The organism is Pelomicrobium sp. G1, from assembly GCF_051905455.1.
GTDB lineage: Bacteria > Pseudomonadota > Gammaproteobacteria > Burkholderiales > UBA6910 > Pelomicrobium.
In genome coordinates this window covers 21,142-41,296 of the sequence record NZ_JBQACR010000006.1, presented here as the reverse complement: position 1 = coordinate 41,296, position 20,155 = coordinate 21,142, and the positions used below count along the sequence as shown (strand labels likewise).

General features: G+C 67.3%; 19 protein-coding genes. 14 read left to right on the top strand and 5 right to left on the bottom strand.

The window, feature by feature from the left end:
- Position 1: 1 nt before the first annotated feature.
- Together ACTFO6_RS07485 and ACTFO6_RS07480 are read right to left on the bottom strand one after the other, a co-directional pair.
- Positions 2–412: a c-type cytochrome gene (locus tag ACTFO6_RS07485; RefSeq protein WP_439933829.1), complete on the bottom strand. Its 411-nt coding sequence runs from the start codon at positions 410–412 to the stop codon at positions 2–4.
- A 124-nt stretch (positions 413–536) separates the two neighbouring features.
- Positions 537–2,348, bottom strand: a complete 1,812-nt coding sequence (locus ACTFO6_RS07480) for a methanol/ethanol family PQQ-dependent dehydrogenase (protein WP_439933828.1) — start codon at positions 2,346–2,348, stop codon at positions 537–539.
- A gap of 399 nt (positions 2,349–2,747) precedes the next feature.
- On the opposite strand from ACTFO6_RS07480, the gene ACTFO6_RS07475 reads away from it, so the two are divergent.
- The 4 genes from ACTFO6_RS07475 (at position 2,748) to ACTFO6_RS07460 (ending at position 5,840) form a co-directional block, all read left to right on the top strand.
- Complete coding sequence (locus ACTFO6_RS07475; RefSeq protein WP_439933827.1) at positions 2,748–3,128, top strand: 4a-hydroxytetrahydrobiopterin dehydratase; 381 nt, start codon at positions 2,748–2,750, stop codon at positions 3,126–3,128.
- Positions 3,129–3,202: 74 nt separating this feature from the next.
- Positions 3,203–3,931 carry a pentapeptide repeat-containing protein gene (locus ACTFO6_RS07470; protein ID WP_439933826.1) on the top strand — a complete coding sequence of 243 codons (729 nt, stop codon included), beginning with the start codon at positions 3,203–3,205 and terminating at the stop codon, positions 3,929–3,931.
- Between the two features lie 20 nt (positions 3,932–3,951).
- Positions 3,952–4,866 (top strand): quinoprotein relay system zinc metallohydrolase 2, encoded by a 915-nt coding sequence (locus ACTFO6_RS07465; protein WP_439933825.1) that lies wholly within the window; start codon positions 3,952–3,954, stop codon positions 4,864–4,866.
- Positions 4,867–5,003: 137 nt separating this feature from the next.
- Positions 5,004–5,840 carry a quinoprotein dehydrogenase-associated SoxYZ-like carrier gene (locus ACTFO6_RS07460; RefSeq protein WP_439933824.1) on the top strand — a complete coding sequence of 279 codons (837 nt, stop codon included), beginning with the start codon at positions 5,004–5,006 and terminating at the stop codon, positions 5,838–5,840.
- On the opposite strand, the gene ACTFO6_RS07455 is transcribed toward ACTFO6_RS07460, so the two are convergent.
- Together ACTFO6_RS07455 and ACTFO6_RS07450 are read right to left on the bottom strand one after the other, a co-directional pair.
- Positions 5,841–6,386 (bottom strand): DUF3280 domain-containing protein, encoded by a 546-nt coding sequence (locus ACTFO6_RS07455; RefSeq protein WP_439933823.1) that lies wholly within the window; start codon positions 6,384–6,386, stop codon positions 5,841–5,843. It abuts the gene before it with no gap.
- Positions 6,387–6,404: 18 nt separating this feature from the next.
- A complete protein-coding gene (locus tag ACTFO6_RS07450; RefSeq protein WP_439933822.1) occupies positions 6,405–6,737 on the bottom strand; it encodes a hypothetical protein in 333 nt (110 codons plus the stop codon).
- A 133-nt stretch (positions 6,738–6,870) separates the two neighbouring features.
- On the opposite strand from ACTFO6_RS07450, the gene ACTFO6_RS07445 reads away from it, so the two are divergent.
- The 8 genes from ACTFO6_RS07445 to ACTFO6_RS07410 all read left to right on the top strand — a co-directional run bounded on the left by ACTFO6_RS07445 (position 6,871) and on the right by ACTFO6_RS07410 (position 15,217).
- Entirely contained in the window at positions 6,871–7,860 is a 990-nt protein-coding gene (locus ACTFO6_RS07445; RefSeq protein WP_439933821.1) for an MBL fold metallo-hydrolase, read from the top strand.
- A gap of 855 nt (positions 7,861–8,715) precedes the next feature.
- Entirely contained in the window at positions 8,716–9,966 is a 1,251-nt protein-coding gene (locus ACTFO6_RS07440) for a porin (RefSeq protein ID WP_439933820.1), read from the top strand.
- 272 nt (positions 9,967–10,238) lie between these two features.
- Entirely contained in the window at positions 10,239–11,144 is a 906-nt protein-coding gene (pqqB, locus tag ACTFO6_RS07435; protein ID WP_439933819.1) for a pyrroloquinoline quinone biosynthesis protein PqqB, read from the top strand.
- 8 nt (positions 11,145–11,152) lie between these two features.
- Positions 11,153–11,866 carry a pyrroloquinoline-quinone synthase PqqC gene (pqqC, locus tag ACTFO6_RS07430; RefSeq protein WP_439933818.1) on the top strand — a complete coding sequence of 238 codons (714 nt, stop codon included), beginning with the start codon at positions 11,153–11,155 and terminating at the stop codon, positions 11,864–11,866.
- Positions 11,867–12,002: 136 nt separating this feature from the next.
- Positions 12,003–12,287 carry a pyrroloquinoline quinone biosynthesis peptide chaperone PqqD gene (gene pqqD, locus ACTFO6_RS07425; RefSeq protein ID WP_439933817.1) on the top strand — a complete coding sequence of 95 codons (285 nt, stop codon included), beginning with the start codon at positions 12,003–12,005 and terminating at the stop codon, positions 12,285–12,287.
- Positions 12,253–13,395, top strand: coding sequence for a pyrroloquinoline quinone biosynthesis protein PqqE (gene pqqE, locus ACTFO6_RS07420; protein ID WP_439933816.1), 1,143 nt, complete (start codon positions 12,253–12,255; stop codon positions 13,393–13,395). The genes pqqD and pqqE overlap by 35 nt, the downstream gene beginning before the upstream one ends.
- 23 nt (positions 13,396–13,418) lie before the next feature.
- Positions 13,419–14,414: an ABC transporter ATP-binding protein gene (locus ACTFO6_RS07415; RefSeq protein WP_439933815.1), complete on the top strand. Its 996-nt coding sequence runs from the start codon at positions 13,419–13,421 to the stop codon at positions 14,412–14,414.
- Positions 14,411–15,217: an ABC transporter permease gene (locus ACTFO6_RS07410; RefSeq protein WP_439933814.1), complete on the top strand. Its 807-nt coding sequence runs from the start codon at positions 14,411–14,413 to the stop codon at positions 15,215–15,217. The genes ACTFO6_RS07415 and ACTFO6_RS07410 overlap by 4 nt, the downstream gene beginning before the upstream one ends.
- An 82-nt stretch (positions 15,218–15,299) precedes the next feature.
- On the opposite strand, the gene ACTFO6_RS07405 is transcribed toward ACTFO6_RS07410, so the two are convergent.
- Positions 15,300–17,036, bottom strand: a complete 1,737-nt coding sequence (locus tag ACTFO6_RS07405; protein ID WP_439933813.1) for a hypothetical protein — start codon at positions 17,034–17,036, stop codon at positions 15,300–15,302.
- Positions 17,037–17,215: 179 nt separating this feature from the next.
- On the opposite strand from ACTFO6_RS07405, the gene ACTFO6_RS07400 reads away from it, so the two are divergent.
- Entirely contained in the window at positions 17,216–19,420 is a 2,205-nt protein-coding gene (locus ACTFO6_RS07400) for a TonB-dependent receptor family protein (protein ID WP_439933812.1), read from the top strand.
- A 244-nt stretch (positions 19,421–19,664) separates the two neighbouring features.
- Positions 19,665–20,144 carry a 4Fe-4S dicluster domain-containing protein gene (locus tag ACTFO6_RS07395; protein ID WP_439933811.1) on the top strand — a complete coding sequence of 160 codons (480 nt, stop codon included), beginning with the start codon at positions 19,665–19,667 and terminating at the stop codon, positions 20,142–20,144.
- Positions 20,145–20,155 lie beyond the last annotated feature (11 nt).

The following is a 20,155-nucleotide window of genomic DNA, read 5'->3' as shown; positions in this document are numbered from 1 at the left end:
CTTACTTCAACTCCTCCAGCCGTCCCGGCGGAATCTTGCCGTCGGAGCGGCCCTTGAGATAAGCGTACAGGTTGTCCAGGTTATCGGTCACCATCTTGCTGTTGGCGAAGCCCGGCATGCCCCGCTCCGGCCGGCCGTTGAGCAACGTTTCCTTGAACTGCTCCCTGGTCATGACCTTCAGGCTCTCGATCAGGGACGGGCCCACCAGGCCCTCCTGCCGGGCGCCGTGGCAACGGTCACAGGCAAGCGCCCGCCAGGTTTTCCACCCCGCCAGGGTATCGGGATCCACCTTGTTCCCCTCCACCCGGTAAAGGGGTTTGCCCTCGCTCTGGCCGAGCGGCGCGGTCCCTGCCGCATGAGAAGCCGAGGTTACCATCAAAAGCGCCGCCGCTACCGCAATCGATCCTCTCATCTTCCTTTCCTAAGAAACAGTGGACGCAGAAAAAATTACTGACATCCCGACGCGGGTCTCGGCCGGGATGTCAGTAACGAAGCTTAGAACAAAGGGACCCTGAAGGGTTAGCCTTGTCCCTGGGTTACGGCAGGGAGAAGACCGTCAGCACGCCGCCCAGCTCGGTGTAGCGGGCGAGCTCCCGGTAGCCGCCCACCGCGCCCAGGCCGTCGGTATCCTTCTCCAGGCCCGCCGCCAAGCCGATGCCGGCCCAGCCGCCGATCCCCGAGAGAATCCCGATGTACTGCTTGCCCTTGTATTCCCAGGTGGTGACGTTGCCGATGATGCCCGAGGGGGTCTTGAATTTCCACAGCTCCTTCAGGTCTTTGGTGTCCACGGCCTTGATCCAGCCGTCGAGGGTGCCGTAGAAGGCCACGTCGCCGGCGGTGACCAGGGCGCCGCTCCACACCGAGAACTTCTCGGGCTTGGAAGCTACGATTTTGCCCTTGTCCGCGTCCCAGATGATGAAGTTGCCCATGCCGCCGTGGCTACCAGGCGCGGGATACATGGACAGGGTCGCCCCCACGTAGGGCTGGCCGGCCACGTATTCCACCTGGAACGGCTCGTAGTCCATGCACACATGGTTGGTGGGCACGTAGAAGAGACCGTTCTTGGGATTGAACGCCGCTGGTTGCTGGTCCTTGGACCCCAAGGCCGCCGGGCAGATGCCCTTCACGTTGATGTCCGGCCCGCGATCCGGCGAGGTGTGCTTGGAGGTGGCGTACTTCTTCACCACCTGCGGACGGCCGGTCTTCATGTCCACGTGGGTCGCCCAGTTCACCTTCGGATCGTATTTCTCGGCCACCAGCAGCTCGCCGCTCGCCCGGTCCATGGTATAGGCGAAGCCGTTGCGGTCGAAGTGCACGAGCGCTTTACGCTTCTTGCCCTTTACCGTGATGTCGGCCAGGATCATCTCGTTGACGCCGTCATAGTCCCACTCGTCGTGGGGCGTCATCTGATAGACCCACTTGGCCTGGCCGGTGTCCACGTCCCGGGCGAAGATGGTCATGGACCACTTGTTGTCGCCGGGGCGCTGGGTCGGGTTCCAGGTGCTGGGGTTGCCCGAGCCGTAGTACATCAGGTTGAGATCCGGATCGTAGCTGTACCAGCCCCAGGTGGTGCCGCCTCCGATCTTCCACTGGTCCCCCTGCCAGGTCTTGAGCGACGAGTCCTTGCCCACCGGCGCCATCTTGCCGTCGGTCCAGGTCATGGTCTTGTCCGGATCGAAGCACATCTCGTTGTCCGGACCGGTGCTGTAGCACTTCCACACCTGCTTTCCGGTGTTGATGTCGTACGCCGCAATGAAGCCGCGCACGCCGAACTCGCCGCCGGAAATCCCGGTGAAGACCTTGTCCTTGAACACGTGGGGGGCGTTGGTGTTGGTCTCGCCGATCTTCGGGTTGCCGTTGACCGTCTTCCACACCTCCTTGCCGGTCTTGGCGTCCAAGGCCACCAGGGTGGTGTCCGCCTGCTGCAGGAAGATCTTGCCCTCCGCGTAGGCGAGGCCCCGGTTCACCGTGTCGCAGCACATGACCGGGATCACGCTCGGATCCTGCTTGGGCTCGTACTTCCACTTGATGCTGTAGTCGTCCAGGCTGATGGCGAAGACCTTGTTGGGGAACGGCGTGTGGACGTACAAGGTGTCGCCGAGCACCAGGGGACCGCCTTCGTGCCCGCGCAGCACCCCCGTAGAGAACTGCCAGGCGACCCGCAGGTTCTTGACGTTGTCCTTGTTGATCTGCTTGAGCTCGCTGTAGCGCCAGTTGTAGAAGTTCCCGGCCGGCATGACCCATTGCTTGGGGTCTTTCTGCAGCTTCGCCAGCTCGGCGTTCGCCGCCGCCAGCCCCGGCACCGCCAGGGCCATCAACGCCAGCGGCCATTTGAATTTCGCTCTCATCGCCAGATCCTCCATTGTCGTTCAGCACGGGTTTGAGAATCTCATCCCCCTCACAGCGCGCAACACCTTCCCCCGATTCCGGGAGAAGGTGAAGGGTAATGCTTCCATTACCTGATGGGCGCGAAGCACATCGTATGCCAATCCGGAAAGCGCCCCTGGGCCGGGACGGCGGCGACACAATCCTTCTTTTTCATCGGGTTAGAGAAACGCTCGGGACTTCTCCCGGTGTGTCAGAATTGACTCTGTGCAACCGCGTGCGTGAACATGTTGTGTCACACCTCGCCGCCGGCGAGGGGCGGCGGGGGAACGGCAAGACCGCCGCCGAGTCCGGGAAAGACGGTGGGCGAACGTCCCCCGGACGCCCGTTTCTTCAAACCCATAGCGCATGAGGTGGCAGCGATGGAGCCCAAGACAAGCCTCCGGGTCTACACGGAAGAAGAGATCAAGGAACGCCTGGCCCGGGAATTGCCCCACTGGTATTACGAAGACGGCTGGATCCGCAGGAAATACCGCACCCACGGCTGGAAGGGCACCCTGATGGTGGTCAACGCCGTGGGACACCTGGCGGAGGCCGCCTGGCACCACCCGGACCTGACGGTGTCCTACGCCTTCGTCATCGTGAAGCTGGTGACCCACGTGGCCCGGGGCGTCACCGACAAGGACTTCGCCCTGGCCAAGAAAATCGAGGAAGTGGTGCAATGGCAACCGGGCAAGGAGGGCGGACCCCTGGAGGGCACGCCCCAGGACGATCCCCGAGTCTGGTACATCAAATACGACTAGCGAGGCGAGGGCCCCGGCGGGTTCTCGCTGCGGCGCAGCGAAGACTGGCCGTCCTCAGGTCCCTCTTGGGGTGGATGGCCCTCGGCTTCGCGGCCGCCGCCGGCGCCGCGCCCCTCACCGCCGAGGAGGTGAAGGAGCGGCTCGCCCGGGCGACCCGGGAGCAGCCGGCCGACTTCACCGGCCAGGATCTCTCCAACCAGGACCTGAGCGGCCTGGATTTCCGCAACGCCCGGCTCCCCCGGGCCAATCTCTTCGGTGCCAAGCTGGTGAACGCCAACCTGGCGGGCGTCGACCTCTCGGGCGCCAACCTGGACGCCACCTGGCTCATGGGCACCGATCTCACCGGGGCCAACCTGGAGAAGGCGAGCCTCTTTGCCCCGGTCATCCGCCAGCCGAAGCTCAAGGGGGCGAACCTGTCCGGCGCCCGGGTGATCGCCCATCTGGCCGGGTTGGACCTCTCGGGTGTCAACTTCGCCAACGCCCGGCTGGGCGTGGATATCCGCAACCAGCCCATGGGACAGATGCGCAACGACTTCACCAGCGCCAACCTCTCCGGGGCCAACCTGGAGGGGGCGGACGTGAACCGGGCGCTGCTGCGCTTCGCCAATCTGCAGGGGGCCAGCCTTCGCGGCGCCAACCTCTTCCGCGCCGACCTCTCAGGCGCCGACTTGACCGGCGCCGATCTCTCGGGGGCCGATCTCACCGAGGCCGACCTGGAGCGGGCGGTGCTCAAGTGCGCGAAAGGCCTGGACACGGTCAAGGGGCTCGACCAGGCGCGCAACCGGGACAAGGCGATCTACTAAGCGGCGCGGAAGCGGCGGCGATGGGGAAACGCCTTCTGTTCGTCTGGCTCGCCGGCCTAGCGCCGGCACTGGCCGGCGCGCCTCTCCCGGTGGAGGAGGTGGCGCCGGGCGTCTTCGTCCATGGGGGCGCCCAGGAGGAAACCTCCGCCGCCAACCGGGGGGCCATCGCCAACATCGGCTTCGTCGTGGGAAGCCGCTGCGTGGCGGTGGTGGATACCGGCGGCAGCCTCTCCGTCGGCCGGGGGCTGCGGGAGGCGGTGCGCGCCAGGACAGCCCTTCCCGTCTGCTACGTGATCAACACCCACGTCCACCCCGACCATCTCCTGGGCAACGCCGCCTTCGTCGGGGACAAGCCCCAGTTCGTAGGCCACGCCCGGCTTCCCGCGGCCCTCGCCGCCCGGGCCAGGACCTATCTCGCCGCCCTGTCCCGCGCCCTGGGCCCCGCGGCGGGGATGACGCCCCTCGTCCCGCCGGACACCTCCGTCCAGGACACCCTGATCCTGGACCTGGGCGGGCGGCGCCTGGAGCTGCGCGCCTGGCCCACGGCCCACACCGACCAGGATCTCACCGTGTTCGACGAGCAGACCGGCACCTTGTGGCTCGGCGACCTGCTGTTCGTCGAGCGGATCCCGGTGATCGACGGCAGCGCCCGGGGCTGGCTCCAGGTGACGGGAGCCCTGCGGGGGCTTCCAGTGCAGCGCGCCGTGCCCGGCCACGGCCCGGTCACCGTGCCCTGGCCGGCAGCCCTGGAGGCCCAGGAGCGTTACCTCGCCACCCTGGTGGAAGAGACCCGGCGGGCGATCAAGCACCGGTTGACCCTTCAGCAGGCGGTCGACTCGGTGGGACTGGCGGAACGGGGGAAGTGGCTGCTCTTCGACCTCTACCACCCCCGCAACGTGACCGCGGTCTATACCGAGCTGGAGTGGGAGGATTAGCGATTGGGAGAGGGTTCTTCCGATCGGCGCCGGCGAGAGGTGCTCCCGCCGGGGGGAGAGGGCCAAGCAGCGCCAGGGCCCCGGCCGGCGCGACCCCTCCCTCCGGTACAATGCAGAAGTCCGCAAGGAGACGTCCCATGAGAAACTTTCCCTTCGCTCCGGTCGTGGGCTTGGCGCTACTCCTTCTCGCCGGGAGCCCAGCCCAGGCCGCCGGCCCCACCCCTGACCCGGACACCGAAACATGGCGCAAGGTGAAGAGCGCCCTGTTCGGCGAGCGCCCCGTCGCCGCAGGCGCGCAAGAGGTGATCCAGTTGGAGGCGCCCGCCCGGGCCGAGGACGCGGCCACGGTCCCCATCGCCATCAAGACCTTCCTGCCCCAGGAGTCGGAACGGCACATCCGGCGGGTCTACCTCATCATCGACAAGAACCCTTCGCCGCTGGCTGCCGTCTTCCACTTCTCCCCCGACGCCGGCCGGGCCGACCTGGAGACCCGGGTGCGCATCGAGGAATACACCCATGTGCGGGCGGTGGCGGAGACGAGCGACGGCCGGCTCTACGCGGCCACCCGCTACGTGAAGGCGTCGGGGGGCTGTTCGGCGCCGGCGGGCAAGGATCCCGCCGCGGCGCTGGCCCGCCTGGGCAGGATGAAGTTCCGGCTGGACGCGCCGGTAACCCTCCACCAGCCCAACCTAGCCCAGCTCATGATCAGCCACCCCAACCACTCGGGACTCGCCATGGACCAACTCACCCGGCTCTACACCCCGGCCCACTACGTGCGCCAGGTCACCGTGAGCTACGCCGGCAAACCGGTGCTCACGGCGGAGGTGGACTTCTCCATCAGCGAAAACCCCAACTTCCGCTTCTACTTCGTGCCCCGGGAAGCGGGGGAACTCAGGGCGGAGGTGGTGGACTCCAAGGACCTCAAGTTCGAAACCAGCGTCCTCGTCCGGCCGGGGATGGCCGGCGGCTCCTGATCAACGGCAGCCTTGCCCTTTTTCCCGCATGTCCCGCACCAGGTAGGACACGCCCCGGCGCCAGGAGGTGTCGGTGTTGCCGCGGATGTCCACGGACTTGTTGAGCCGGGTCGCGCCGGTGGCCACGTCCTTGATCTCCACGTTGATGTTGAGGATCAGGTTGCTCACCTTCTGCACCCAGGCGAGGGCCACCAGGTCGGCGCCCAGGGCCTTGCCGATATCCAGCTCGCAGCCGTTGCACTGGCGCAGCTCCTGGGAGGCCTTGTACTTCTCGATCAAGGCCTGGGCCGGCCCGTTGTCCAGCACCCGGCACAGGCCCGCCTGGGAGAGCTCTTCGCGCAACTGCCGGGAGATCATCGCGAGCCGCTCCCGCTGGGCGGACACGGACGCCTGGTCCCCGGAATCGTCGATGATCTCGAAGTCCATGACCGCGACGGACTTGACCGGCCCCGCCGGGGCGGCGTAGGCACTGCAGCCCAGGAGCAGCGGGAGCGCCAGCGCCGCGGGGGCTGCCCTGCGGAAAAGCGGTTTCCATGACTTCGTCATCGGCGAGGGCCCCCAGGCTCAGACGCCGCACGCCTTGAAAGCGCGCGCCTGCACATCCCGATATTTCTTGATCATGTCCTTGACGAAGTCCGGGTCGCGGAAAACCCCCATGCGCTCGCCGCCCATCTCCCGGTAGCGGGCCGCTGCGGAGGCTTCCACGTACTCCTCGTAGGGCATCTCCTTGGCGATGAAGTCGATGGCGCAGGAGCACTTGTAGAGGTACTCCTGCTTGCCGCGATGATCGTACATGCACGCCAGGACGTACTCCACCCGGTCCTGGGTCGGGTAGTCGTAGGCCGACGCCACGCCGGGCGCGAATAAAACGAGGATCACCAGCAGCCGCCATTTCATCCGGGGTCTCCTTTACGAGGAATGCAGCGATGGACGGGACGCGGTCGCCGCGATTGCGCGGGCGCGGCGCGCGTGCAATAGTAAGCCAACTTCGTCCGGGAATGCCAGCGACGGCGTCCGCGAGCCCGCTTCGATGGTCCGGCTTTTGCCCTCGAAATCCCACGGCATGTTCCCCTTCCGCGCCTTCGCCCGCCGCTTGGTACTCCTAGCGATCGCCGCCGTCTTCCTCGCCTTGGCCGCGCCCCGTCCGGCGGCCGCGCAAGGCCTGACCCCCGTGCCGGTGGCGCCCGACGTGTACGCTTTCGTCGGCGCCCTGGCCGAGCCCGCGGTGGAAAACCTGGGCTTCGTCGCCAACCAAGGATTCATCGTGGGCGACTCAGGGGTGATCGTCATCGACACGGGGACCCACCACGCTCACGCCGAGGCGATGCTGGCCGCCATCCGACGGGTGACGGACCGCCCGGTGGCGCTGGTCATCAACACCCACGCCGCTCCAGAGCGGGTGCTGGGCAACGGGGTCTTCGCCGCCCGGGGCGCGCCCATCCTGGCCCACCGGGACGCCGTCCGTTACATGGAGGCGAACTGCCACACCTGCATCCGGCGGCTGGCCGATGCCCTGGGCGGGGAAACCATGGCCGGCACGAGCGTCACCCTCCCCACCCGGGCCGTGGACGGAAGCGTGACGCTGGAGGTGGCGGGGCGGCGGCTTTCGCTGCTGCACTTCGGCTGGACCTTGGCGGGGGATCTGGCGGTGCTGGACCAGGAAAGCGGCGCGCTCTTCACCGGCGACCTGGTGTGCCTGGACCGGGTACCGGAGGCTCGGGACACCCGGTTGGACGTCTGGCTCGCCGCCCTGCAAGCTCTACGGGATCTCCCCGTGCGCGTCCTGGTGCCCGGCCGGGGGCCGGTATCCGATCCCCGGCGCGTCGCCGACACGCGAGCCTATCTGGAAGCGCTGCAGCAGGCGGTGCGGGCCCGCTACGAGGAAGGAGACAGCTTGAGCGAAGTCACCGCCCGGGCGGCGGTGCCGGCGTTCCAGGGCTGGGCCTTGTATGCCCGTTTACATGCCGCCAACGTCCACCATTTGTATCTGGAGCTGGAGAACAAGGCCCTCGCCGAATAGCGCCCGCTTCGGAACTTGTGTCTAGACGTAAGGTGCGTTGAGCCGTAGGCGAAACGCACCGACAGCCGAAACGCCCCGCTGTAGGATAAGACCCCCCGAAACGGTGCGCCAAGGCGCACCCTACTATCTGGAAGCGCCGCAGCAGGCGGTGCGGGCCCGCTACGAGCGGTAGGGTGCGTTGAGCGGAAGCGAAACGCACCGTTGCCGGGTGAGTCGCTCGGGGCGGTCGCGCCAAGTCGCCCCCTGCCTGGCACGGCTCTTGCGCAATACCGGAGGCGACAGGCGCAAGGGGTGGTTCAATGCGGATAGCAGCGCCCCGAGTGGTGTCGTTTCCTCCGTTTTCTCCTCCACTTGGCTTGGGAGACCGGCGTTGAACCGGTCTCCCATTTTCTTTTCCCGTCCGCAAGTGCGCAAGGAATTGAGCATGGGGCTGTCACACAATGTAGCGATTGCGTTGCTCCCCGTGTGACACCGGGATTGTCTTCCCGTGGCGCCGGCCGCCATCCCGCCGGATTCCCCGTCTTTACCCTAACCCTTTCCCCGCATTCGATTTTTTTTTCTTTTGCCCGGGCGAGCCGGCGGCTTCCGGCGGGCCCGTCCCCCGGCCGGGAAGCCCCGGATTCCATTGGCATATTAATTGCCAAAGGCGTACGGATTGGCTTTGGCGAGGAGGGTTCTTAGCGCTCATTTCGCGCACGCACCGGTTTCAAGCAGGTTTCCCTGGGCACTCATCAGGGAGCAGAGCGAAGCGGACGATTCGATTCGGGCGGCGATGGATGTTTGCGTGCCCGAAGACGAAGAAGGGGTGTTGTTGACTTCAACTTTGCTTCACTTCTGAAGAGGGGAGGTTGGGCGATGGTACAGCGCAAGAAAATCTGCACGGCAGTGGCGGGAGCGCTCGCGCTCCTGGGCGTCTCCAGCGCGCAGGCGGAATTGAGCTGGAAGGCGGGGGACTGGGATCTGTCCTTCAGCGGCAACGTGAACGGCTTTGCCACCTTCAACGACTGCGACAACAACCCGGTTACGGTGGCAGGGGGGCTCGCCTGTAACGGCGCAGGCCAGGACGAGCAGAACATCGAGTCGGGGCTACTGCCGAGCGCCTTGGTCTTCTCCGCCAAGACGCGGCAAATGGATTTCGACATCAGCGTCACCCTGGGCTTCTATCCGGGCCTGAACGACACCAACGTGGGCGGCGGCAAGACGGGGATCGGCTCCACCAGCATCGACATGCGGCAGAACTTCCTGACCTTCGGTGACAAAAGCTGGGGCACGATCAAGGTGGGCCGAGACCTGGGGATTTTCGGCAGCGACGCCATCCTCTCCGACATGACGCTCCTGGGGGTGGGCTCCGGTGCCGCCTTTCTGGGGGGCAACACCACCCTGGGCCGCATCGGCGCAGGCTACATCTACGCCGACTGGATTCCCCAAATCACCTACTGGTCTCCTAACTTCAACGGCTTCCAGTTCGCCGGCGGTATTTTTTCAGGCTTTGACTACATTGCGTTTTCCGGGCATCCGAACACGGCCACGCTCAGCAAGCAGGACGAGCCGGGTTTCCAAGCCAAGCTCACCTACGACTGGTCGGGGATCGGGGGCACTTCGGGCCGGGTGTGGCTGGGAGGGATGACCCAGAAGACAAAATCGAACGGGGGTACGGATAGTGCACCGGCCGGATCGAGCGTGGATGGCCGGGGCTTTGACGTGGGCGCCAAGGTGGGCTTCGGCGGCCTGGAAGTGGTGGGCTATTACTACAACGCCAAGGGTCTGGGCACCACCGCCATCGGCTTCGACGGCGCGGCCGTCGTCGGTGGCACGGTGGACGAGCGGGATTCGGACGGCTTCTATGTCCAGGCCACCTACACCTTCGGCAAGCCCAAGCTGGGGGTGAGCTATGGGGAAAGCCGGCTGGACCTGGCGGGCAACGAAACCGTGGCCACCAGCGGGACCCTGGTCAAGAAAAACCAGTCCATCGTGGTGGGCCTCTACTACGCCCTCACCAAGAGCCTGAACCTGGTGGCCGAGTACATCAACACCGAAGCCGAGGCCCATAACGGCGTGAAGAACAAGGACGACGCCGTCGCCCTGGGCGCCATCCTCTTCTTCTGATCCATCCCCAGAGACGTTCCCGCCGCCCGGGCGCCATGCCCGGGCGGTTTTCTTTCAAGTTCATGAAAATCATGAGCGCCTCCTCACGATTTCGCGGCTTTCGGGCCGACGGACGCGAAAGCAAAATGCCGTATTGAGCGCCCGTCGCCGGGCGAACCATCGGGGCGTGCGCCGGCCTTTTTTCCAGGCCCTCTCCCCTGTCCCCTCTCCCTGGGGAGAGGGAAACCGGATGGGGCCGCCCGTCCCTCTGATTCGAGGCCGCAAAGCGCCTGATGAAAGTCCGAGTCCTCGGCTCCGCCGCCGGCGGCGGCTTCCCCCAATGGAACTGCAACTGCCCGAACTGCCGGGGGGCACGGGCTGGCCGGCTCAAGCCCCGCACCCAGTCCTCCATCGCGGTGGCGGGGGACCACGGCCGCTGGGTGCTGTTCAACGCCTCCCCGGACGTGCTGGCCCAGATCGCCGCCTTCCCCGGCATGTGGCCTCGGGAGGGGCTGCGGGACACGGGGATCGCCGCCATCGTGCTGATCGACGCCCAGATCGATCACACCACCGGGCTCTTCCTGCTGCGGGAGGGCGCCCCCCTGGAAGTCCACTGCACCGAGCGGGTGCGGGAGGATCTGACCCGCGGCAACCCCGTTTTCCGCGTCCTGGAGCACTACTGCGGCGTGCGCTGGCACCGGGTACCCATCGACGGCTCCCCCTTCGAGGTGGCCGGGGCGAGCGCGTTGCGCTTCACCGCCGTGCCCCTGAAGAGCAACGCGCCTCCCTTCTCCCCCCAGCGCGACCGGCCGCTTCCTGGCGACAACATCGGCGTGCGGGTGGAGGATCGCGATAGTGGCAAGAGGCTGTTCTACGCCCCTGGGCTGGGGGAAATGGAGCCCCATTTGGAGCCCCTTTTCGCCTCGGCCGATTGCCTCCTGGTGGACGGCACCTTCTGGACCGACGACGAGATGGTGCGGCTCGGGATCTCCGCGAAGCGGGCCCGGGACATCGGCCACCTGCCCCAGTCCGGGCCCGGGGGCATGATGGAAGTCTTGGACCGTTACCCCCGGGCGCGCAAGATCCTGATCCACATCAACAACACCAACCCGATCCTGGACGAGGCGAGCCCCGAGCGGGCGGAACTCGCCGCCCACGGTATCGAAGTGGCCTGGGACGGGATGGAGATCGAGCTGTAGGAGGAGCCATGGGCGCCGGCGACGAGCGGCCTTGGACGCGGGAAGAGTTCGAGCAGAAGCTGCGGGAGAAGGGGGCTGGATACCACATCCACCACCCCTTCAACGTGCGCATGAGCGCAGGCCAGCTCACCCCTGACCAGATCCGGGGTTGGGTCGCCAACCGCTTCTATTACCAGATCAACATCCCCTTGAAGGACGCGGCCATCCTTTCCAACTGCCCGGACCGGGAAGTGCGCCGCCAGTGGATCCAGCGCATCATTGACCACGACGGCCGCGAGGGGGACGAAGGCGGCATCGAGGCTTGGATAAGGCTGGGCATGGCCTGCGGCATGACCCGGGAGGAGATCGTGTCGCTCAAGCATGTGCTGCCGGGGGTGCGCTTCGCCGTGGACGCCTACGTGAACTTCGCCCGCACCCGCCCCTGGCAGGAAGCGGTGTGCGCCTCCCTGACCGAGCTTTTCGCGCCCCAGATCCATAGGGAGCGGCTGGCCAACTGGCCCCAGCACTATCCCTGGATCGACCCGGCCGGCTACGAATACTTCCGCAAGCGCCTGTCGGAGGCCCGCCGGGACGTGGCCCATGGCCTGGAAATCACTCTGGACTATTTCAAGACCCGGGCCCAGCAGGAGCGGGCCTTGGAGATCCTGCAGTTCAAGCTGGACGTGTTGTGGACCCTGCTGGACGCGATCCAGCTCGCCTATTGCCCGAAGGAGCGGCCATGATCCAGGCGGTAGGGCGTATAGAGCGCAGCGAAACGCACCGATCGACCGCCGGAGTCACGGTGCGCCAGGGCGCACCCTACAACGATTGCCGAGCGTTCTGTCGGCTCCCGCGGTCGAAGCTTGAGGAGGCGGCCCGATGATCCAGCCTCTTGCTTTGGAAGACGTGCCCCAGTTGACCCGGCACTTCCGCTTGCAATGGGAGGAAGCCCAGCAGGCCTGGGTGCTGCTCTACCCGGAAGGAATGGTGCGGCTGTCCCCCAGCGCGGCCGAGATCATGCGCCGGGTGGACGGGGCCACGACCGTGGCGGGAATCGTGGCCGACCTGGAACGGGCTTACCCCGGCGCCGACCTTCGCCGGGATGTGATGGAATTCCTGGAGGTGGCTCATGAACGAGGCTGGATCCGCAGACAAAGCGAATAATCCCTTGTGGCTGCTGGCGGAGCTCACCTACCGCTGCCCGCTGCACTGCGTCTACTGCTCCAACCCGGTGGACTACACCCGTTACGGGACCGAGCTCGCCACCGAGGAATGGCTGTGGGTGCTGCGGGAGGCCCGGGCCCTGGGCTGCGCCCAGTTGGGCTTCTCCGGCGGAGAGCCCCTCCTGCGGGACGATTTGGAAGTGCTGGTGCGGGAAGCCCACGCCCTGGGCTATTACACCAACCTCATCACCTCCGGCGTGGGGTTGAACGAGAAGCGCATCGCGGCCCTGAAGGCGGGGGGCCTGGACCACATCCAGCTCTCCTTCCAGGACTCCACCCGGGAGCTGAACGACTTCCTGAGCCACACCCGCACCTTCGACTTGAAACAGAGGGTCGCCCGCCTGATCAAGGCCCACGGCTACCCCATGGTGCTCAACGTGGTGCTGCACCGGCAGAACATAGACCACGTGGAGAAGATCCTGGAGATGGCGCGGGAACTGGGGGCGGAGTACGTGGAACTCGCCAACACCCAGTACTACGGCTGGGCCTTCGTCAACCGGGACCACCTGCTGCCCTCCCGGGAGCAGATCGAGCGGGCGGAGGCGGTGACCCACCGCTTCCGGGAAAAAGTGGGCAATGCCATGCGCATCTACTTCGTCGTGCCGGACTACTACGCCAACCGGCCCAAGGCGTGCATGAACGGCTGGGGCTCGGTGTTCATGTGCGTCTGTCCCGACGGGGTGGTGCTCCCTTGCCACGAGGCGCGCGGGCTTCCCGGGCTCACCTTCCCCAGCGTGCGGGAGGCAAGCCTCAAGTGGATCTGGTACGAGTCCCCTGGGTTCAACCGGTACCGGGGCGAAGGGTGGATGAAGGAGCCCTGCCGCTCCTGCCCCGAGCGGGTGAAGGACTTCGGCGGCTGCCGCTGCCAGGCCTACCTCCTCACCGGAGACCCGGCCAACGCGGACCCCGTGTGCGAACTCTCCCCTCATCACCACGTCGTGGTGAAGGCGATCGACCGAGCCCAGCGGCCGGCGGCGGCCGCGAGGCCCATCTTGTTCCGGGACGACCGCAACTCCCGGGCCTTGAGCGAGGCGTCCCTCGCCCAGTGAGCGAGAGCCTTTAAACTTTCCTCATGGACGCGGCTCGGCAAGCCTCCGTTCCGACGCCTCCCGCCATCGAGGCTTTCGAGCTTACCAAGCGCTACGGGGATGTGCTGGCGGTGGACGGGCTTTCCCTGGAAATCCCCGCTGGCCAGTTTTTCGGCCTCCTCGGGCCCAACGGCTCGGGCAAGACCACTACCGTGCACCTCCTCTCCACCCTGATCCGGCCCACCCGGGGCGAGGTCCGGGTGGCGGGCTTCGACGTGCTCGCCCGGGCGCTGGAGGTGCGCCGGGCCATCGGCGTGGTGTTCCAGGACCCGGCCCTGGACCCGAGCCTGTCGGTGGCGGAAAACCTCCGTTTCGCCGGGATGCTCCATGGCCTTTCCAGCGCCGAAATCCGCCGCCGCGCCGAGGAGCTGCTCGACCTCTTCGGGCTCGCCGAGCGGCGCAACGATCCGGTCAACCGCCTCTCCGGCGGGCAGCGCCGGGCCCTGGACATTGCCCGGGGGGTGATCCACGAGCCCCGCATCCTGTTCCTGGACGAGCCCACCATCGGCCTCGACGTGCCCAACCGGCGGCGTATCTGGCGCTTCATCGGGCAATTGCGGGCGCGCAAGGGCATGACCGTGCTCCTCACCACCCATTACCTGGAAGAGGCGGTGGCCTGCGACGTGGTGGCCTTCATCAAGGAAGGGCGCCTGGTGAAGTCCGGCCCGCCCCAGGCCCTCATCGAGAGCCTCGGCACCCACGTGCTCGAGATCGAGGCCGAGGCTCTGGAAGAGCTGGCCGCGGCCCTCGCCCCCCGTCTCGGCGCGGGCCTCCTGGAAGGGGAGACCCTCAGCTTTCGCTTCCGGGGCGAGGCGGCGGCCCTCGCCGCCCTCCAGGCGGAGCTAGCCCCCCGGGTGGCGGCGCTGCGGGTGCGTCGGCCTAATCTCAACGACGTGTTCCTGTGGACCACCCAGGCAGGGGCCCGGGCGCCTGGGGAGGCGGAAGCCCCCTGCCCGGCGCGGGAACGGGTGCATCCGTGATCGCCCGCCCCCTTTACGCCGTGCTGGAGCGGGAGCTGATCAAGCTCTTCCGCCAGCGCGGGCGGCTCGTCTCCGCCCTGGTGCGGCCCTTGATCTGGCTGTTCGTGATCGGCGCGGGTTTCGACGCCCTGCTGGACCGTGGCGGCCCCGAGAGCTACCAGTATTTCCTCGTGCCCGGGGTGACCGGCATGGCCATCCTGTTCGGGGCGATGCTAGCGGCGCTGGCTACGGTGTACGACAAGGAATCGGGGGTAATGCGCATGCTCATCATCGCGCCCCTGCGGCACGCCTGGATCGTCGCGGCCAAGGCGATCTCGGCCGCCTGCGCGGCCCTGGTCCAGGCGGCGCTTCTCCTGGTGCTACTGGGCCTGCTGGGCTATCTCTCCCGGGGAATCGACGCGCCCATGCTGGCCGCCGGGCTTCTCGCCACCGCCGGCGCTTGCGCGGCCCTGGGGATGCTGGTGGCCGCCTTCACCAAGACCCTGGACAACTATGCGGTCATCATGAACTTGGTGATCTTCCCGGTGTTCTTCCTCTCCGGGGCGCTCTACCCGGTGAGCACCCTGCCCGATCCCTTGCGCATCGCCGCCCTCCTGAACCCCTACACCTACGGGGTCGATCTCCTGAAACACGGGATGCTGGCCAATGCGGGCTCGGCCCTGGCGCCGGACTTCAGCCCCAGCGTCGATCTCGCCGTGCTGGGGGCCTTCACCGCGGCGGCGATCGCCCTCGCTTGCTGGCGCTTCTCCCGGGACAGCGCCTACGAACCCCTGATCCACGCCATCGCGCGTAGGCGGGACTGATGCGATGCTCCCGTAGGGTGCGTTGAGACGCAGGCGAAACGCACCCGCCACCGGGCGAGCGCTGTTGGAGTGGTGCTACGGCCTACAACCGCCCCGCCTGCAGCATTTGGCGCACCAGGTCCTGGAACGCCGCTTCGTAGGCCTGGCGGAAGCCCTCTTCCCGCCGGCCCCGGCCCGTCCCTTCCCCTTGGAAGCGTCCCAGGGCCGTTCCGTCCGGGGCGGAGAAGGTCACCACGACGCTGGCATAGTAGGTGTCAAAGGTGGGATTGAACGTGCTGGAGCCCTGCACCCGGGCGAGCGGATCCTGGCCCGACGGCCGATCCGCGGTCCGCACCTCGGCGAAGAGCTGCTTGAGGGCCTGGAGGGCGGCTTCTTGAACGATCCGGCCCTCCTCGAACCAGTAGTGGGCGTAGCCGCCGGCACCTCCCATGACGTAAGTGTTGCGGGCGATGTCCTTGGGTGCCATGTACAGGGTCACCGCGCCGGCGCTGGGGAGGGAAATCGTCCCCGGGGATGCGCCCGCGAGCCGCAACTTCTCGGCCGGCGGAGGCGCCTGGAGCGCCGCCAGGACCGCCCCGTCCTGGGCCAGCGCCTCGGCGAGTCTCCGGAACGCCGCCTCATACGCCCCCCGGGCACCTTCGTCCCCGGTCGCCCGGAACGACCCTTCCGCCGTGTACTCCCCCACCGTCTCGCCGGCGGCGGAGGAGAGGGTCACGGCGGCGGTGGCGTAGTAGGTGCCCAGCAAGGGGTTGTAGGCGCTCCAGCCCCGCACCTGGGCTACGGGGCGGGAGCCGCGATTTTCCGCCACCATCGTTACCCGCTCGAAGATCCGGGCGAGGGCCCGGGAGGCGGTCTCCCGGACGATCCGGCCCTCTTCTACCCATTCCCCCCCGTAGGAGCCGCTGGTGGCGATGCGGGTGCGGCGGGTGGCCTCCTCCGGCTCCATGTAAAGCGCGAGCTCCGCCTTCAGGGGCAAGGTCACCGGTTGCGGGACGGAGGGCGCCGGTGGAGAGACGCTCGGGGCAGCAGCGGCCGGGGATGGCCGGGCCATGGCGGTAGTGACGCCTTGAGGTGCAGCGGCGGCCGGTTGCGGAGGCGCCTCCGCTCCCGGGGCCGGGCCGCCGGCCTGGGCCGGGGCGGAAGTCGCCGTTTCCGCCTCTGACGGCGCCGGGGCGGATGCCGCGGGCGCCGGAGCCGCCGCGACGGGACTGGAACGGGAAGCGCCTCGCAGCGCCGCCACCAGGGTCCCGTCCGCCCGGAGCCGCCGGGCAATCTCCTGAAATGCCGCGTCGTAGGCCTGCTGGAAGCATCCCTCCCCGCCGCCCCGGGACGAGGCTTCCGCCTCCAGCCTCCCCAGGGTCTCGCCGCCGGGGGCGATGAAGGTCGTGACCGCCGTGGCGTAGCAGGCCTTCAGGATGGGGTTGTAGGTGCTCCAGCCCTGGACATGGGCCACCGGATGGGACGCGGCGGGCTGCTTGACCGGTGCCGCCCCCTCGAAGAGCTGCCCGAAGGCCTTGAGGGCCGTCGCTTGGACCATGCGCCCTTCTTCGAACCAGTAGCCGCCCGCGTAACCGCCCCCTAGCACGTGGGTGCGCTTGGTGGCTTCCTTGGGGGCCATGTAGATTCCCAGCGCAGCGGCGATGGGGATGGAGGTTCCCGCCGCAGGCGCAGTAGCCGAAGCCTCCCGCCCCGGCGCGGGGGAAAAGGGGTCCAGCCGGCCGGTCCATTCGCCGAGCCGTGGCGCGCTGCACCCGGAGAGGATTGCCATGATGAGGCTCGCCAGGGCGAGCCTCGAAGGCTTGAGGGCTAAGTTTTTCATCGGGGTCTCGACGAAGGCGGTGAAGAGTAAGGGCATTTTCCCCCACCGGCGCCCGCCGTTGGAAGATTTTTTGAACGGCCCAGGTGGCGGCTTGCAAGCGCCGCTGGCAATTTCATGAAAATCATGACGGGGGATGACGCTATGCTTTTTCTGGACCGACTTCAACGCGAAGAAAAAACATGCGCCAGACCGTTGCCATCACGTTCCTCGCCAGCGCCCTCGCCTCCTGGGCCCCCGCCCCCTTTGGGGCGGCGGCCGCCGAGCCCGAAGAGGCAACCCCGGTGCGCGCCTCCCCGGTGGTGGTCACCGCCACCCGCATCGAGCAGGAGAGCTTCGACTTGCCCCTGGCCATCGACGCCATCGGCGCCCAGGTACTCCAGGAGGGCCGGGCGGCGGTCAACGTCTCCGAGGGCCTCACCCGGGTACCGGGCACGGTGGTGCAGAACCGGGAGACCTTCGCCCAGGAGCAGCAGATCGTTCTACGGGGCTTCGGCGCCCGCTCCCAGTTCGGCGTGCGGGGCATCCGGCTCTATGCCGACGGGATTCCCGCCAGCACCCCCGACGGCCAGGGAGGCACGGGGCTGTTCGACCTGGACTCGGCGGCGCGCATCGAGGTGCTGCGGGGCCCCTTCTCCGCCCTTTACGGCAACCACTCAGGGGGCGTAGTGCAAGTCTTCACCGAGGAGCCGCCGGAGCGGGCGTTTGTCGAACCCTATGTCCGCTTCGGCTCCTTCGACACCTGGAAAGCCGGGCTCAAGCTCGGCGGCTCCTGGGGCGACGGAGGTTATCTCGCCAACGGTTCCCGGTTCGAGACCGACGGCTTCCGGGACTGGAGCGGCGCGCGGAAGGATCAGTTCAACGCCAAACTGACCCAAGCGCTCTCGGGCGGGGGGCGGCTGCAGCTCAGCCTCAACGCCCTGGACCAGCCGGACAACCTGGACCCCCTGGGGCTCACCGCGGATGAAGTCCGGCAAAACCGGGAACAGGCGAGCCCCGTGGCGCTGCAGTTTAAAACCCGCAGGAGCCTCTCCAACCTGCAAGGGGGCGCAGTGTGGGAGCAGCCTTTCTCGGCCACCGATACCCTGCGCCTCGCCGCCTACCTCGGCCAGCGTAGCAACGAGCAGTTCCTCGCCATTCCCCTGGCGACCCAGAATGGGCTGCGCCACTCGGGCGGGGTGAGCGTCTTCGACCGGGACTTCGGCGGCGCGAGCCTGCGCTGGACCCGCAGGAGCGAGGCCTTCGGCACGCCCTTCACCTTGACCGCCGGGCTCGACTACGATCGGGCCCAGGACGACCGCAAGGGCTTCCGCAACGAACTCGGGACTCTAGGGGCCCTCAAGCGGGACGAGGATAACCTGAGCGAGAGCTGGGGCGGTTACCTCCAAGGAGAGTGGCGTGCGACCGAAGCCTTGAGCCTGCACGGGGGGCTGCGCTATACCCGGGTGGATTTCGAGTCCAAGGACAAGTTCATCTGCACCACCACGGTGAACACCACCGGCACGCCCCTCGGTACCTGCAGCGGCAGCACGCTCCCCGTGACCGCCACCAACTTCAACCCGGACGATAGCGGCAGCCGGCGCTTCTCCGCCTGGACGCCGGTGGCGGGGCTGCTCTACCGACTCAGCCCAGCGGTGAACCTCTACGCCAACGCCGGCCGCAGCTTCGAGACCCCCACCTTCATCGAGATTGCCTACCGACCTGACGGCAGCTCCGGGCCCAATCTGGCGCTGGAGCCATCCAAGAGCAACCATTACGAAGTGGGGGTCAAGGCTTTCCTCGGGGCCGACACCCTGGTGAACGCTGCTCTGTTCCAGATCGACACCCGGGACGAGATCGTGGTGTTCTCCAATTCAGGCGGCCGGGCCACCTTCCAGAACGCGGGGGACACCCGCCGCCGGGGCGCGGAGCTGTCCCTGGACAGCCGCCTGACCCGCGGGCTGTCCGCCTACCTGGCCCTCACCTACCTGGAGGCCCGGTTCCAGGAGAGCTTCCCCACCTGCGCCGGATTTTGCACCGCCCCCAACGCCACCGTGGCCGCCGGCAACCGCATCCCCGCCGTGCCCGAGTACACGGTGTACGGGGAGTTCCTGTGGGAGCACCGGCCCCTCGGATTCTCCGCCGCGCTGGAAGCTCGCTGGAACGCCAAGGTGTACGTGAACGACTTGAACACGGACTTCGCCCCTAGCTACTTCGTCGCCAGCGCCCGGGCCGTCTTCAAGCAGCGTTTCGGCGACTGGCTCTTCCAGGAATTCCTACGGGTGGACAACCTCCTAGACGAGGAATACATCGGCGCGGTAATCGTGGGGGATGCCAACGGCCGTTTCTTCGCCCCCGCGCCGGGGCGCACCCTCCTCGTGGGCGTCTCGGTGCGCCACCTTTTTTGACCCGCCGCCGGCTTGCCCCAGTGTGTCAATCCTGGGACAGGCGCGCCATTCTGGGGCACCGGGTAGCACTGGAGAGGCATTCTCCCCCGGGGCTTGAGACCCGGGGGCCGGGGCACGATCCTTGCTCACAGGCGCCGAATGCCGCCTGCCTGCTGCCCCCCTTTACGCCGCAGCGGTATCATGGCGTTTTGGATCCAGAGGTTAGAAGGTTCGTCAGGCTCAGGAAGAGGAGGAGTTTCATCCCATGCTGAAATCCCTACATATCAACCCGGACAAATGCACCGGCTGCCTCCAGTGCGAAATGGCCTGCAGCTTCGAAAACGAAGGCGTGTTCAACATCGCCAAGTCCCGCATCAAGGTGTTCGACTTCCACCACGCGGGGCGCAAGGTGCCCTACACCTGTACCCAGTGCGCCGAGGCCTGGTGCCTGCACGCCTGTCCGGTGGAGGCGATCAAGATCGACGCCACCACCGGCGCCAAAGTGGTGGTGGACTCCATCTGCGTCGGCTGCAAGGTGTGCACCATCGCCTGCCCCTTCGGCACCATCAACTACAACGTGGACACGGGCAAGGTTATCAAGTGCGACCTGTGCGGGGGCAAGCCCGCCTGCGCCGAGGCCTGTCCCACGGGGGCCATCACCTACATCGACGCGGCCTGGACCGGGCTGGAGCGCATGCGCGCCTGGGCTGCCCGCACCGACACCCAGGCTCGCGCCTCTCACTGAGGAGGAATCGA